The 14,181-nt window shown below is 44.5% G+C and carries 13 protein-coding genes; 2 read left to right on the plus strand and 11 right to left on the minus strand.

The features are described 5' to 3' along the window. Positions 1-14 precede the first annotated feature (14 nt). Both LEP1GSC047_RS15300 and LEP1GSC047_RS15305 read right to left on the minus strand, forming a co-directional pair. The gene (locus tag LEP1GSC047_RS15300) at positions 15-1,211 is read right to left on the minus strand and encodes a glycoside hydrolase family 57 protein (protein ID WP_010409926.1); all 1,197 of its coding nucleotides are present in this window, start codon (positions 1,209-1,211) and stop codon (positions 15-17) included. A gap of 4 nt (positions 1,212-1,215) precedes the next feature. Then, the gene (locus LEP1GSC047_RS15305; RefSeq protein ID WP_010409928.1) at positions 1,216-2,544 is read right to left on the minus strand and encodes a glycosyltransferase family 4 protein; all 1,329 of its coding nucleotides are present in this window, start codon (positions 2,542-2,544) and stop codon (positions 1,216-1,218) included. A 184-nt stretch (positions 2,545-2,728) separates the two neighbouring features. On the opposite strand from LEP1GSC047_RS15305, the gene glgX reads away from it, so the two are divergent. Next, positions 2,729-4,918: a glycogen debranching protein GlgX gene (gene glgX / locus LEP1GSC047_RS15310; RefSeq protein ID WP_010409929.1), complete on the plus strand. Its 2,190-nt coding sequence runs from the start codon at positions 2,729-2,731 to the stop codon at positions 4,916-4,918. Continuing rightward, entirely contained in the window at positions 4,915-7,023 is a 2,109-nt protein-coding gene (malQ, locus tag LEP1GSC047_RS15315) for a 4-alpha-glucanotransferase (protein ID WP_010409931.1), read from the plus strand. Before glgX ends, malQ begins: the two co-directional genes overlap by 4 nt. 2 nt (positions 7,024-7,025) lie before the next feature. Here malQ and LEP1GSC047_RS15320 read toward each other — a convergent pair whose 3' ends face one another. From LEP1GSC047_RS15320 to LEP1GSC047_RS15360, 9 genes are all read right to left on the minus strand, one after another. After that, positions 7,026-7,625, minus strand: coding sequence for a TetR/AcrR family transcriptional regulator (locus LEP1GSC047_RS15320; protein ID WP_010409933.1), 600 nt, complete (start codon positions 7,623-7,625; stop codon positions 7,026-7,028). A 3-nt stretch (positions 7,626-7,628) separates the two neighbouring features. Further along, positions 7,629-8,615, minus strand: coding sequence for an aldo/keto reductase (locus LEP1GSC047_RS15325; RefSeq protein ID WP_010409935.1), 987 nt, complete (start codon positions 8,613-8,615; stop codon positions 7,629-7,631). 386 nt (positions 8,616-9,001) lie between these two features. Then, positions 9,002-9,400, minus strand: coding sequence for a type II toxin-antitoxin system VapC family toxin (locus LEP1GSC047_RS15330; RefSeq protein WP_010409937.1), 399 nt, complete (start codon positions 9,398-9,400; stop codon positions 9,002-9,004). Continuing rightward, entirely contained in the window at positions 9,400-9,636 is a 237-nt protein-coding gene (locus LEP1GSC047_RS15335) for a type II toxin-antitoxin system Phd/YefM family antitoxin (protein ID WP_010409940.1), read from the minus strand. Before LEP1GSC047_RS15335 ends, LEP1GSC047_RS15330 begins: the two co-directional genes overlap by 1 nt. 489 nt (positions 9,637-10,125) lie before the next feature. Beyond that, on the minus strand, positions 10,126-10,548 hold the full coding sequence (locus tag LEP1GSC047_RS15340) for an SRPBCC family protein (RefSeq protein ID WP_010409942.1): 423 nt from the start codon (positions 10,546-10,548) through the stop codon (positions 10,126-10,128). A gap of 19 nt (positions 10,549-10,567) precedes the next feature. Then, on the minus strand, positions 10,568-11,380 hold the full coding sequence (locus LEP1GSC047_RS15345; protein WP_010409943.1) for an SDR family NAD(P)-dependent oxidoreductase: 813 nt from the start codon (positions 11,378-11,380) through the stop codon (positions 10,568-10,570). 58 nt (positions 11,381-11,438) lie between these two features. Continuing rightward, positions 11,439-12,743, minus strand: a complete 1,305-nt coding sequence (locus LEP1GSC047_RS15350; protein WP_010409945.1) for an NAD(P)/FAD-dependent oxidoreductase — start codon at positions 12,741-12,743, stop codon at positions 11,439-11,441. After that, on the minus strand, positions 12,730-13,257 hold the full coding sequence (locus tag LEP1GSC047_RS15355; RefSeq protein ID WP_010409947.1) for a low molecular weight protein-tyrosine-phosphatase: 528 nt from the start codon (positions 13,255-13,257) through the stop codon (positions 12,730-12,732). Before LEP1GSC047_RS15355 ends, LEP1GSC047_RS15350 begins: the two co-directional genes overlap by 14 nt. A gap of 9 nt (positions 13,258-13,266) precedes the next feature. After that, the gene (locus tag LEP1GSC047_RS15360; RefSeq protein ID WP_010409949.1) at positions 13,267-14,031 is read right to left on the minus strand and encodes an SDR family NAD(P)-dependent oxidoreductase; all 765 of its coding nucleotides are present in this window, start codon (positions 14,029-14,031) and stop codon (positions 13,267-13,269) included. Between the last annotated feature and the right edge of the window lie 150 nt (positions 14,032-14,181).

Genomic DNA, 14,181 nt, shown 5'->3' on the forward strand with positions numbered 1-14,181 from the left:
ATTAATTCCGTGCTTTATCGAAATATTCTCAGTTTAAAATCTTGCAGCACATTCATGTAAGATTCGAATGCCTCGTTCGGAGTGGATACCGTTATGAACGCTTTCCGTTCGACGTGATCCCGATCGAAAAATCGATTGCTCATATAATAAAAATTATCCGAGGTTTGTAATTTACCGAACAAATCCAAGCCTTCCTCCGTACCTTTCCGATAGACATCTTTTTCCAACCCGTACAAGGTTTCTAGAGCCTCTTGCTGCATGGAATTTCCGACCCAATCCGAAATATCCTGCTCCTCGTTTTCCGCTAAAACGAGATCACCCATATCTATAGTCCCTCGGGAATCATAGAGATTAATGGTCTCCGAAGGCGTGGAAAATCGAAAACCGGTGCGATGAAATACCCTATGAAAAATCTCTTCCGGAACGGTTTCCAAAAATTCGAAAACCCCGGCATCGATCCATCGATGATCCCCGAAATTCTCGAAGTCCATGAATAGATTAACGATTTCACCGTTATCCGAAATCGATCGGATCCAGCTCGAAAATTCATCCGGCTGTGAAAGTAAATATTTCCACTCTTTATCGGAAAATCTAAACGCGATATCCTCGCTCAATTGGGAATTCTTCGTCAAAATCCGCATGGTCGGAATATGTTTTGCGGAATATACGAAATTCGGACTTCTACCGTGGAGCAGTCTATCCGCTCCTTCCGTTAATATCGCCCGATAACCGGCATTACTAACGAGGCTAGAAACGCGATTAGTATAAATCAACTCGGCATTCCTGAATATTCTCGGAGAAACGCCGAATTCTATACGCATCAATCTATCGTGCTCTTCGATTTGCCGATAAAATTCCCGTTCCGAATAGAGTGACGCCAAAGAATGATAGTATGTCTCCGACAAAATCTCCGCTCCTCCCGATGCTACCAACTTCTTGATTTTATCCAAAACTTCGGGATACCATTCCTTCAATTGCTCTATAACGGTTCCGGTCAAGGAAAAGCTTACTTTAAATTCGTTTCCAAACTTATTACGGAGTCGTAATAACCTGTCTACCGTAGGAATATAACATCTATCTCCGACTTTGCGAATGATCTCCCGATTCTTAGCGTCATCGAAATAACCGATGCTCGTTCCTATATCGCTCGGAAGAAATTTTCTTAAACGAAACGGCTGATGCACTTCAAAATAAAAACATATCGAAGTCATGGCATCATGTGCGATTTAGTACGTTTGCATATACTTCTTCGATCCGCCTTCCGGTCTTAGACCAGGAATTCTTAGTCGCTTCCTCAAGACCTCCGTCGCGAAGAGTTGCATGCAGATTACGATCGGATAAAACGCTCGCGATTTTATTCGCCATATCGTCGACGTCCCAAAAATCGACCTTAATGCAGTGATTTACGACTTCTCCGACTCCGGACTGCTTCGATAATATGACAGGCACCCCTCCGCCCATCGCCTCCAAAGTGGAAAGCCCGAAAGGTTCAGACACTGACGGCATGATATACAAATCAGCCATGGAATACAACTGCCGAGTTTCCTCCTTGGATAGAAATCCGGTATAGTGAAAGTATTTTCCAACACCCAAATCGGCAGCCATCTCGATCATTCTCGCATACATATCTCCTGTTCCGGCCATAACGAACCGTACATTATCCATAACTTCCAAGACTTTCTTCGCTGCCCTTACGAAGTAATCGGGACCTTTTTGAAACGTGATTCTTCCGAGGAAAAGAACTAATCGCTCCTGATTATCTGCCGTTTTATTCTTCAGCAGATTTCTATCCAACTCGAATTCGACTCCGTTATGAATCGGATAGATCTTATATTCCGGTACGGAATATCGTTCAATTAGAATTCGTTTAGTATAATTGCTAACCGTAATGATTGCGGTAGCTTCCTTGAAAGCATTTCGTTCCAAATCATATACTTGCTGATTCACTCGTTCCCCGCTCCTGTCAAATTCGGTCGCGTGTACGTGACAGATCAGGGGTTTACGGGTGGATTTCGCCGCCTCTACACCTGCGGGGAAGGTCATCCAATCGTGACAATGGATTATATCGAATGCCAACTTGGGTGCCAGCAAGGAATTAAATCTGGCGTATAATCGGATATCGTTTATGATATTCTTCGTATAACCGGGCTGAATTTTCAAGGACTCATTTCCGGTCGTATGGCGAATCGTTTCCGAAAGTGTAGTCGCCTTTTTAGTCGTTACGGGCTCGCTGTCCTGCAGGCTCGTATCTCGAGAAGATTCATAAGGATGGAATGCTTGAAGACTCAAGGCTTTATAAATCGATTCGTTCTGAAATTTATAAAGAATCCTTCTTTCTTCCTCTTCGAAATTAACGATAGTCCCTTCCACATCCAGTATTTTAACATTCTGTAATTTAGGCTCCTCTCCAGAGAGCTGGGGAAGGACGAAGTAAATCTCGTTGCCCGAATCCGAGAGAGCCTTGGCAATGTTATAACATGCCGTTCCTAATCCTCCGGTAATCTTTGGCGGGTACTCCCAGCCTATCATTAAAATTTTAAACATATACATTCCATTTGATAAATGTTCCTTAAAAAAAGGTAAAGTTGCAATCTAATATGCGTTTGATCGCTCTATTCTATTACTTGATAATTATCAAAGAACGTTAATGGTATTATTGAAGGGCGACCTTTGGAACAATATTGACTTTTAAACTCTTAAGTAGTGATGATGAGTGGTGAGCTTAAAAATGTTTCCCGGAAAACCGGAGCCATTAGGGGCAACCTTTACGGATGGAGGCGTAAACTTCGCCGTCTATTCCGAATTTTGCGAGTCGATAGATTTATGCTTATTCGATTCCATCGACGCGGTAAAAGAGTCCCAAAGAATACGATTAACTTCCAAAACCGGACCCATTTGGCACTGCTATTTGCCAGGAATCATGCCCGGGCAGCTTTACGGCTACCGAGTGCACGGACCTTACGCGCCGGAAAAAGGACATCGATTCAATGAGAATAAGATCTTATCCGACCCCTACTCGAAATGGATTGCGAGACTTCCTACATGGCATTCCTCCCTATTCTCGTATTATAGAACCGATTTAGGGTTCAGAGAGGTTTCCAAAGAGGAGCTCCTACGAATGGATATGAGAGATAGCGCCCCCTTTGCGGCACTCTCGGAGGTAATTCATTCCGAGTTCGATTGGGAACGGGATACGCGCCCGAATGTTCCATGGAAAGATACGATCATCTACGAGGCGCATATCAAGGGAATGACCGCGCTACATCCGGATATCTCTCCCGAGTTAAGGGGAACATTTACGGGCTTCGTTTCCGAACCGATCATAAGACATTTAGCCGAGTTAGGCGTTACGACCGTCGAATTATTGCCGATACATCAGTGCTTCAATTCATTACGACTTTATAATAATTCTTTGACCGATTACTGGGGTTATAATAGCTTGAGCTACTTTTCTCCAGACCGGAGATTCTCCCGCTTTTCTTCGGGTATCGAATGTATAAACGAATTCAAAAAAATGGTCAAACGCTTACATAAGGCAGGAATCGAAGTAATCTTGGATTCGGTCTACAATCATACTTGCGAAAATTCCCATTTCGGACCGAACCTTTCATTCAGAGGAATCGATAATTTCTCTTATTATAAATTAGATAAATCGGATTTAACGAAATACGACGACAGCACCGGGACGGGGAATCGTCTTAATGTGGAAAACCCGTACGTTGCAGCAATGATTCTGGACAGCATGAAATTTTGGGTGACCGAAATGCATATCGACGGATTCAGGTTTGATCTAGCCCGATCCCTAGTGAGAAACGAAAAATTTCCCGACAATCTGGAGAACCCATTTCTTACAGCAATCAACTCCGATCCGATATTTTCGGGTATTAAACTTATCGCAGAGCCTTGGGATTTAGGCGAGGACGGCTATAAGATCGGAAGCTTTCCGAAACCCTGGAGCGAATGGAATGCGCAATTTCGGGATTGCGCTAGAAAGTTTTGGAGAGGCGATCGCAGAATGTTAAGCGAAATATCGACTCGAATCGCCGGTTCCAGCGATTTATTCCAGCGGGAAGAAGGAAGCCCTTGCTCAAGCATCAATTATGTTGCATGCCATGACGGCTTCACTTTAGAAGACCTAGTCTCTTATGAAAAAAAACACAATGAGGAAAACCTGGAACAAAATAAGGACGGTTGGGATTATAGCTATAGCTGCAATTTCGGAGCGGAAGGTCCTACAACATCCGGCCAAATTCTTTCCAGGAGAGATAGACGAAAAAGGAATCTTTTAACGACCCTATTTATATCTCAGGGTGTTCCGATGATTAGCGCCGGAGACGAATTAGGCAAATCCCAGCAAGGAAATAACAACGCCTATTGTCAGGACAACGATACGAACTATATAAATTGGGACTTGGGCCCGAGATATAGGATCCTTCTAGAATATGCGATTCATTTAATTCGGTTCAGAAAAGAACACTCTTCTCTGAGACGGGATCGATTCTTCGAGGGCAAAACGCAAACGCATCGTTTTTCGAAGGATATTCTTTGGATTTCGGAGACCGGCAATGAGCTAGCGACATCGGAGTGGGAATCCGAAATGAGAAAGAGTTTCGGATTTCTATTGCCGGCTCCGTTCGATACCGACGAATCGTTTACCAATGGCGATTCGGATCAAAATTCGCCGCTTCTTTTTCTTTTAAACGCTTCGGAGGAACCGACCGATTTTTTATTACCGAACTACTTAAAAGACGGCATTTGGACGCGGGTGTTCGATACATGGGAGGCGGAATTCGATCGGATCGCAATGTCGTTTAACATTGGACAGAAATACAGGTTGCGAGAAGACTGCATAGCCGGATTCCTTTTTACGACGCTTCAAGCCGGACCGAGCAAGAAAGGTCAAAGGCCTTCCACATGAATGAAACTTCCGTTTACGAAGCGTTCGGAATCCTTCCCGAATATACCGATTTAACCGGCCAAGCGCATCGTTTGGAAACGAAAACTTTCTTGGGAATATTAGTCGCATTAGGTTACGACCCCAAAGAAGTTTCCGACCCTGAATCCATTTTAAGGAAAAATTCAAAGAGTACTTCCTCGAGAATTCTGGAACCGATCTACTTTATCCCAGTAAATTCGCAACCGGGGACGATTAGAATTCGTTGGGCCAAGGATCAAAGCATAGAATCCCTTCGCTTCCGCATCATACTCGAGGAAGGGCCCACATTCGACGTTCGAGTACGGGAGATATCGACGGAAGAGAACGACGCCGACAATCTTCGTCTCATAACGATTTCGTTATTAGAACCTCTCCCTCCCGGATATCATAAATTGCGATTAGAAGGCCTACCTGAGTCTTATACTCCTACCGGCATTCTTGAATCGATTCTTATCGTCCATCCGGAGACTTGCTACGATTGGCCCGATACCTGGAAACGCAAAGGGATTTCCCTTCAATTATATTCGGTTCGATCTCCCTGGAACGACGGCATCGGAGATTTCAAAGATCTTTTGGAAATCGGATTAGATTGCGCGCAAAACGGATTTTCCATCCTCGGAGTAAATCCTCTGCACGCCTTATTTCCCCTAGAACCGGAACAAAGGAGTCCTTATTCTCCATCGAATCGTTTGTTTAAAAATCCTTTATATATTCATCTGCCTTGGGTTTTCCGGGATTTCGGGTTTCATGAATTGGAATCGGAATACTTGCTCGAAAGAGGCAAGGCGAAGCTACTGGAATTGATTTCCGATGAACATATCGATTATGCGAAAATCTCCGATTTTAAGATGAAATTCCTGAGAGCGATTTTTCAACGATTTATGGAATCCGCCCCGGCGGAGAACCCGGAAACCTTTTCCCTTTTTCAAACATTTACGGAAGCCGGGGGAACTTTACTTTTTAGGCATTGCCTTTTTGACGCGAGTAGGATCATCATCGAGGCCTTAAAAACTTCGCCTTTAAAACAAGGGCAATCCGGATCGGATCGACTCGAAACCGAAATCGACGAAAAGTCGAGAAAATTGACAAACGAAGTCCGATTTTACCAATTCATTCAATGGATCGCGGAAAAACAATTCTCCCAAGTGGCCGACTCCCTATCAAATATAAATATATCATTATATACTGATCTTGCTGTAGGGCCCGACCCCGGAGGATCCGAAGTTCAAATCGCCGGGAGAATTTTTTCGTCGGGCGCAACCATCGGATCTCCCCCCGACGAATTTTCACCCAACGGTCAAAATTGGGGCATTCTACCCCTGATTCCGAACCGATTGAAAGAGGACCAGTACGAACACTTCATCGAATTACTAAGGGCAAACATGCCCAAGAACGGAATTCTGAGAATCGATCATGCTGCCGGATTATTTCGTTTATTCTGGATTCCTAATACGGGAGATACCGGCGGATACGTGCTTTATCCGTGGGAGGACTTACTCAGAATTCTTACCTTGGAAAGCCAAAGAAACAGATGTGCGGTCGTTGCGGAGGATCTAGGGCTGGTCCCCGTCGAAATCAAGAAGATACTTTCGGAATTCGGAATTTATCTGACTAAAATTCTGTACTTCGAAAAGCACGACAGCCATCAATATAGCTCTCCCTCCCATTACCAGTTACGAACCGTAGCGTCCATTAATACCCACGATCTTCCCACCTTGAAAGGTTATTGGAATTCGGAGGATATAAAAGAGCGCTTCAGAATAGGCATGTTAAGCTGGGCCGAATACGAAACATTGCTTGCGGAGCGGGCAGGAGATAAAGAAATGATGCTGGCATTGATGCGAAAGGAGGGAATTTTGATCGCGCATAACGGAAACGGAACGCAAGGTCCCGAATTCGAAGAAGCTCTATTCAAACTCCTAACTTCCGCAAATTCAAAAATTCGAATGCTTGCGATGCATGATATTTTGGGGGAATACAAACAGACGAATCTTCCGGGGACTACGAACGAATATCCGAATTGGAAACTTCGATATTCTCAGTTCTGGAGAGACCATCCATTTTTCAATAAGACGACGAATTCATAGCGTCAAGAAGTTCGGAGAATTCCCGCTAGCAAAAGATCTAAAACCTGCTTCAAGAGAAGTTCCCGATCTCTTTCCAAATGATCGAGAACCATTTTAGGATGATGGAAACTGATCATCCCTTGAAAAAGAAGATTCGCAAGCAGCTTCGGATCTTTTTTAGAGAATTCCCCGGATCGAATCCCCGACTCCAAAATCGAAACAAGTTGGTTCATTGCGGTCTCCAAATGTCGAACCACTACAGGACGGCGTAATTCTGCGGAAGAATTGAAAGCTCGATACAGTTCCGGATCCATAGAAACTTTTTCTTTCTTTAACCGATGTAAAGCTAAGAACCATGCATGAAGTCTGGATTTGGAACTGCCTTTCTTTAAGACGATTTTTGACAGCTCGTCATCGATTCGATTGAGCCAGCGTTCGGATACCGCATCGATCAGCGCGGCTTTATCCGGAAATAAACGATAGAGAATCGGATGGCTTACTCCGATTTCCTTGGCAATATCCACAAGATGGGTCTTATCGAACCCAAACTTGCGGATCATTTTTTCGGCCGAATCCAATGCGACTCGTTTTAGTTCTTCAGGGGAAAGGCCGGTTCTTGGCATATTTTATTTGGCGACCATCCCCATTTGCGGAGCCGGATAGCGATCTCCTACGATAGCTCCTTCCGAAAAAGTACGATCCAATTTCTCAAGCTCCTCCGAAGTCAGAATGATATCAAGTGCTTTTAAATTTTCCGACAAACGAGATCGCTTACTCGTGCCTATTAAAGGAATAATATCCTCCCCGCGAGACAGGACCCAAGCGATTGCAATCTGAGACGGAGTAACCCCTTTTGCCGAAGCTATCGATTGTAGTACCGCGACCTTTTCCAAATTCTTAGAAAGATTTTCGCCTTGGAATCGAGGAAGATGAGATCTAGAATCCGTCTTGATCTCCCCGGTGATGCTCCCGGTCAGCAATCCCCTTCCGACGATTCCGTAGGGAACCAAGCTAATTCCGAGTTCCCGAATCGTAGGCAGAATTTTGGATTCGATCAATCTGGTCGCGAGAGAATATTCGATTTGTAAAGCACTCACGGGATAAACGCTATTGGCCCGACGAATCTGCTCCGAATTGGTTTCGGAAATCCCGAGATATCTCACTTTCCCTTCCTTGATCAAGTCGGCGACCGCGCCTATCGTTTCTTCGATCGGGACTGACGGATCGACTCTAGCGGGTTGGTATAAATCGATGACATCCACGCCAAGTCTCTGAAGTGAGTATGCCGCAAATGTTTTTACCGAATTAGGCCTAGCGTCAAAGCCCAAAAAAGCGCCGGACGGAGAACGTTGGGCTCCGAATTTCACGCTCAAAAAAGCCCGGTCTCGACGATCTCGAATCGCTTTTCCTACCAGAGATTCGTTATGCCCCATCCCGTAGAAATCACCGGTATCCAAATAATTGATTCCCGCCTCCAGCGCAGCGTGAATCGTGCGGATGCTCTCCTCGTCGTCCCGGGTTTCTTTCGAACCGTAAAAATCCGACATCCCCATGCAACCGAGCCCGACCGAAGAAACCTCCGGACCGTTTTTTCCCAATTTCTTTAACTTCATAGCAATCTCCAAAAGTTACAAGTTCTATAATTATTAACATGTAACTTATCAATGTCAAGCCGACAAAAGAAAATTTCGAGCAGGCAAATGCTCCGATCTATGCCGAAATGCCATGTCAGGGTTCGAGCAAGGAGTCCTCGTCTGCCGCCAACTCCAAAGGCATCCCCTTAAAATCCGCAATAAGATAAATTGAATCTTACCGCAGCACAAAACTAAGGCCGAATGAAATTCCGAAACTCTTAAAGCATAGCTATAGATCGGACATATGAGGAACGAAAAAATACGTTAGCATCGAGAAGTCAAAAATTTCAAAGCTCGGGGCCTGACTTACTTCCGAGCCTTACCTGAAATTCCAATTATGCGAAACTTGCAGTCTCTATCAAATCTTACCAGACGGTTTTTAATCCGGATATTTTATACTTCTTCATAACTGAATCTTTAGAAATTAGAGTATATTTTTTAGAAATACACTGCCATATTATCATTCTATCGAACGGGTCCTTATGAAAACTTTCTTTCAATTTATGATATGAGGAAGCATCGTCCGAACCGAGTTCAATGGAATTAATATTTAATTTTTCAAGATAGCTTAGGATTTCTTCCGGCTTTATTCCGGAAAGATTCAATTTTCCCAACCGGAACTTTAAAGATATTTCCCATAGCGAGATCGAACTAACAAATATCTGATTATCTTGATTTTCAATAATCTTAATAACTTTCTTACTTAATTGTTTTGAATCCCCGATTACCCAGAGTAAAGCATGAGTATCTAACAAATACGGCATTATAAGTGAAGAAACTCCTCTTCAGAAATGTCGAAGTCTTCCGAAAATGAAATCTTAACCTTCCCGTCAAGGAGCCCAACTTTTCTCTTCGAACCGTTTTTTTTCTTAACCGGGACAATCATAGCAATGGGTTTTTTCTCTTTGCCGAAAAGAATTCCTACTTTTTCTCCATTTTTCACACACTCTAAAACCTCAGAAAAGTGAGATTTGAGTTCACCGACCGGAAATGATTTCATAATTAAAATCTAACGCAAGTTGACAACTTGTCAAGATAATTGCAATAAATTTTCTCTGTTCTTTAACAGGACGTTGTTTGCCCATTGCCTCTAACTAAGCGGGGAACGAGAAAGTATGTCGGCAGGGAGAAGTTAAAAATTTCAAAGCTCGGGTTTCCAAAGCAATTTGACCTATCTTCCCAATATCAAATAGACCAAAATCGGTTAGGTGTAAAAATAATACAAATGGGCAGATCGCTCACCTTCCTTTCCTTGATTTTCTTTTTCTCTTGTACAGCCTATACTTAACAGGTTCTCCGGTTTACAGATCTATTTTATGTATTATCCGGAGATAAGGAAGATGACAAAGGGGAAACCTTAATGGCAAGTTTAGACTCTCGGTAACGTAGTCGAAAAATAACGATCCATAATAAACGGCAAGCAGACGCGGAAGCGACGATCCCGCGTTTTCGGAGATGACAAGTGGACAATCCTTAAAAAAGGTAATACTTAATTACGCCGCAAATACTCCAGCAAATGCATACTCTCCTCGTCCCATCCTTCGGAGGCGGCTTCGATCCAGTGTTCGAACTTTTCCCCCGCAGGATACCCGGAATTCGTTAAGCGAAGAATGGTCGCCGTTTCTCCATCACGCTGAAATTCCAATTTCAACTCGATCGCACCCGCAGGATGATCCTGCCATTCCAAAACCAATTCCTGAAACGGAACGATTTTCTTGTATATACCGTTAGACGTCAGCTCCCCTTCCGGACCTAAATTCCAAGTCCAGGAAAACGCAGCGCCTATTTTCGGTCGACCCGTCACCTTATCGGCCAGCCAATGAATGAGTTCCTCGTTCACTGTGACGGCACTCCAAACTTTCTCTAAAGGAAATTCGTATCTGAATTCCTTAATTATGCTTCTTGTATCCATACTCAAAGAGGGTTTTCCTTCAATGGAAATCTTTATATAGCTTCTTAAACAACACTTTCTCTAAAAAACCGGGGGAGATATTTCTCATCCACTTTAAAAAAAATCCGCTTCGATCCATGATCACCAACTTCGATTTAGGATTTTCCGCCGCAGAGATCATCTTACGCGCAACTTCGAACGGAGATTTACTTTTTCCTTGATAATGAGATTCGCCCAGACGATTGCCGTCTCCGTCCAAACCGTTCGCTCTTAAATTCGTTTTAGTATAAGGAGGACAAAAAATGATAAACCGCAATCCTTCCTCCCCTAATTCGATCCGAGCCGATTCCATCACTGCGTGCAACGCCGCTTTAGAGGAAGAATACGCGCTTCTCCCCGGAATACCGTATAAACCGCTCACCGTGGACGTAGCTAGGACAGTCCCCTTCTTTTTTTTAATATACGGTAGAAGTCGAAGAGTCAAAAGCACCGGTCCAAAAAAATTGACTTCGAAGGCTTTACGAAACGCTTCCATTTGAGTTTGATCAAACCGCGAATGAGCGGTTACACCGGCGTTATTAAATAGGACGTCGATTCCATCGGTTATCTTTGCAAGCTTACTCGCGGCTTTGTTGATTTCCTTTTCGGAACCGAGATCCGCGTGAATGTGAAAGAGTTCCGCGGCTCGACGTTCATGTCCTTTCGCGACCTTTTTGATCAGCTCCGGTTCGGTGCGTGAAAGATTAATGATTTTGCATGGAATCTTAGAAAGCAATTCCAAGAGAGAAGCTCCAATCCCCGAAGATCCTCCCGTAATCACGATTGTTTTGCCTATCCAGGCATCCGTCCGCATTGGCGTTTATTTTTCCACGGTCAAAGGTAGATTCAAGGATTTTTTCTTACTTGGTCCGTTACGATCTCTTCTCTTTCGCCGTAGGGTTAGGGATCCCGCCCGATCCGACCTCGTCTTGGATCAGCCTGGCCTCGGCTCGGAAAGTCAGATAGGACCAAAACCAAGTAATTAATATCGAGACTTTATTTTTAAAGCCGACCTGATAAAATAAGTGAACGAACAACCAAGCTGCCCATCCGAAAAAGCCTTTCATTCTCCAAGGCCCGACTTGTGCAACTGCGTCCTGTCTGCCGATGGTAGCCATACTTCCCTTATCAACGTATTTAAAAGCGGATCGTTTCTTACCTTTCAAATCACCCAAGATCAAGGAAGCCACATAACGTCCTTGCTGCATCGCGACGGGAGATACTCCCGGCAAAGGCCTTTCCGAATTTTTGGTAAAATTGGCGATATCACCGATCACGAACACCTCCGGATGCCCTTCGATATTGCAGAACTCGTCGACTATGACCCGCCCGGTTCGATCCAGCGGAACTCCTAGCGCTTGACTGATCGCGTTCGCTTGCACGCCGGCCGCCCAAATGATATTCGAACACCGGATCGTGCGCCCTTCCAAATGTACGCCTTCCTCGTCGATATTGATCACTTTGGTCCCGACCAGGACTTCGACTCCCCTTTTTTCCAAGCGGTTTTTGGCAAACCCGCTCAGGTTCGGATGGAAGGCCATCAGCAGCCTAGGCGAAGCTTCGATTAGGGTAATTTTAGATAAGGCCGGGTCTATCGTATGAAACTCGTTCCGAACTATCTCGTGAGATAGTTCGGCAATGGATCCTGCAAGTTCCACCCCCGTCGGGCCGCCGCCGATGATTACGTAATTGAGAAGAGACTTGGCGATCTCCTTATCCTCTTCCAATTCCGCTCGCTCGAAGGAAAGAAGCAGTTTCGTACGAATTTCAAGCGCGTCCTTCAGACTTTTTAAGCCTGTAGTGTATTTTTTCCAATGATCGTTTCCGAAATAGCTAGTGCGGGCGCCTGCGGCAAGTATCAGAAAATCATAATCTTCTGAATGATCTTGGAAATAGACTTTTCGTTCTTTAAGATCGACTCTGTCGACCTCTCCCAGATAGACGGTAACGTTTTCCTCGTTTCCCACCAAGGAGCGTGTAGGAATCGCGATATCGGCGGGGCTTAAAACCGCCGTTGCAACCTGATAAAGCAAGGGTTGAAATAAATGATGGTTTTTTTTATCGATTACGGTGATATCCAGGTCTTCATGCTTGGAAAGTTTTTTTATCGCCTGCAAGCCTCCGAATCCGGCTCCGATAACGACTACTTTCTTTTTCGTCTTTTTATTCAGGGGCATTCCTCGCTCCGTTTTTACTCAAGATAAACTCCAGAAGCCCTTCCGAGGCCTCCGAAACGATATTCAAGACTTCCTCGAAGTCCTTTAAAGTTCCGTAATATGGATCCGGAACTTCATGATCCTTCACTTCCCCTTTTTGAAATTTACGAAAAAGATGAACCTTCTTCCTTTCCTCTTCTCCGGCGGTTAAACTTAATAAGTCTCTTAGATTGGATCGATCCATCGCTAAAACAAAATCGAAATCCTCGAAATCGGATCTCTTAAACTGCCTTGCACGGTGCGTAAGCTCGATTCCTCGCTTCCTCGCCGTCTGGCGAATCCGAAAATCCGGCAATTCGCCGATATGATATTGCGACGTTCCGCAGGAATCGATTTCAAAGAATTCCCCGATTCCCCTTCTTTGGACCAAATCTTGAAACGCTCCTTCGGCCGCAGGAGAACGGCATATATTTCCTAGACATACGAATAAAACCCGAATTTTACTTTCAAAGCCCAGTTCTTCCGAAGCCGCCATCGCGTTCCCCTATTTATATCCGATTTTCTCCCAGAAAAATTCGGGTACAATCTTCATTAATGCTCCCACTAGAACCCATGGAAACCAAGGCACAGTCGCGGAACGGACACCTGACTCGATTCTATCATAAATTTTTTGTGCGCCTAAAGAAACCGGAATCACAAAAGGTCTAGATTTCATTTGTTGATTGATCGGCGTATCGATAAAGCCCGGATGAATCACGGTCACTTTGATTCCGTATTTTCTGACTTCCCCTCGTAAGGCTTCCAAGTAAGTGGATACCCCTGCCTTAGAAGCACTGTAACTGGACCACCCGGGCAATCCTCTAAAGGACGCGACCGATGAGATCCCGACTATTTGGCCGCTTTTCCGTTTTTTAAAATCGTCGATCAGTGCCGAGGCCCCGGCCATCAAGCCGATCAGATTCGTCTCGATGACTTTCTTATCGGCCTGAAAGCTTTTCTCACCGAACGAAGACGAAGTCGAAATCCCTGCATTAGCGATAAAAAGATCCACACCGCCCAACTCTTTGACCAGAGCCGGTAAGACCTTGAAGTTCTGCTCCGAGTCCGATACGTCGAGCGCCTTAGTGATGACCTTACCGCCGGAACTCCAGGCTTTAATTTCCTTCGCAAGATCGTCCAAAGCTTTCTTTCTGCGAGAGGTTACGGCCAAATCGTGGCCCGATTTTCCGTAAAGAAGGGCCAGTTCACGCCCGATACCGGAACTTGCTCCGGTAATAATAACTTTTTTACGAGTACGGTTTTCCGACATTTTTAGAAACGCCCTTTTTCTTCATTTAATTGGTTTACCAGCTAGATGGGAAAGGAATTATTTTACCAGTAAAATACCCTGAAAAAAATAGGCATAAAGAGTTCCCAACCCGTTTGCCTGGGATCAAAGCAATGGACCGGTTCCGTATCC

The organism is Leptospira inadai serovar Lyme str. 10, from assembly GCF_000243675.2.
GTDB lineage: Bacteria > Spirochaetota > Leptospiria > Leptospirales > Leptospiraceae > Leptospira_B > Leptospira_B inadai.

Excerpts from the sequence above, each read along its gene's own strand:
- glgX (WP_010409929.1), top strand. The coding sequence starts at position 2,729 with ATGTTTCCCGGAAAACCGGAGCCATTAGGGGCAACCTTTACGGATGGA.
- LEP1GSC047_RS15325 (WP_010409935.1), bottom strand. The coding sequence starts at position 8,615 with ATGAAGTTAAAGAAATTGGGAAAAAACGGTCCGGAGGTTTCTTCGGTC.
- LEP1GSC047_RS15335 (WP_010409940.1), bottom strand. The coding sequence starts at position 9,636 with ATGAAATCATTTCCGGTCGGTGAACTCAAATCTCACTTTTCTGAGGTT.
- LEP1GSC047_RS15320 (WP_010409933.1), bottom strand. The coding sequence starts at position 7,625 with ATGCCAAGAACCGGCCTTTCCCCTGAAGAACTAAAACGAGTCGCATTG.
- LEP1GSC047_RS15350 (WP_010409945.1), bottom strand. The coding sequence starts at position 12,743 with ATGCCCCTGAATAAAAAGACGAAAAAGAAAGTAGTCGTTATCGGAGCC.
- LEP1GSC047_RS15360 (WP_010409949.1), bottom strand. The coding sequence starts at position 14,031 with ATGTCGGAAAACCGTACTCGTAAAAAAGTTATTATTACCGGAGCAAGT.
- LEP1GSC047_RS15305 (WP_010409928.1), bottom strand. The coding sequence starts at position 2,544 with ATGTTTAAAATTTTAATGATAGGCTGGGAGTACCCGCCAAAGATTACC.
- LEP1GSC047_RS15300 (WP_010409926.1), bottom strand. The coding sequence starts at position 1,211 with ATGACTTCGATATGTTTTTATTTTGAAGTGCATCAGCCGTTTCGTTTA.
- malQ (WP_010409931.1), top strand. The coding sequence starts at position 4,915 with ATGAATGAAACTTCCGTTTACGAAGCGTTCGGAATCCTTCCCGAATAT.
- LEP1GSC047_RS15330 (WP_010409937.1), bottom strand. The coding sequence starts at position 9,400 with ATGCCGTATTTGTTAGATACTCATGCTTTACTCTGGGTAATCGGGGAT.
- LEP1GSC047_RS15355 (WP_010409947.1), bottom strand. The coding sequence starts at position 13,257 with ATGGCGGCTTCGGAAGAACTGGGCTTTGAAAGTAAAATTCGGGTTTTA.
- LEP1GSC047_RS15345 (WP_010409943.1), bottom strand. The coding sequence starts at position 11,380 with ATGCGGACGGATGCCTGGATAGGCAAAACAATCGTGATTACGGGAGGA.
- LEP1GSC047_RS15340 (WP_010409942.1), bottom strand. The coding sequence starts at position 10,548 with ATGGATACAAGAAGCATAATTAAGGAATTCAGATACGAATTTCCTTTA.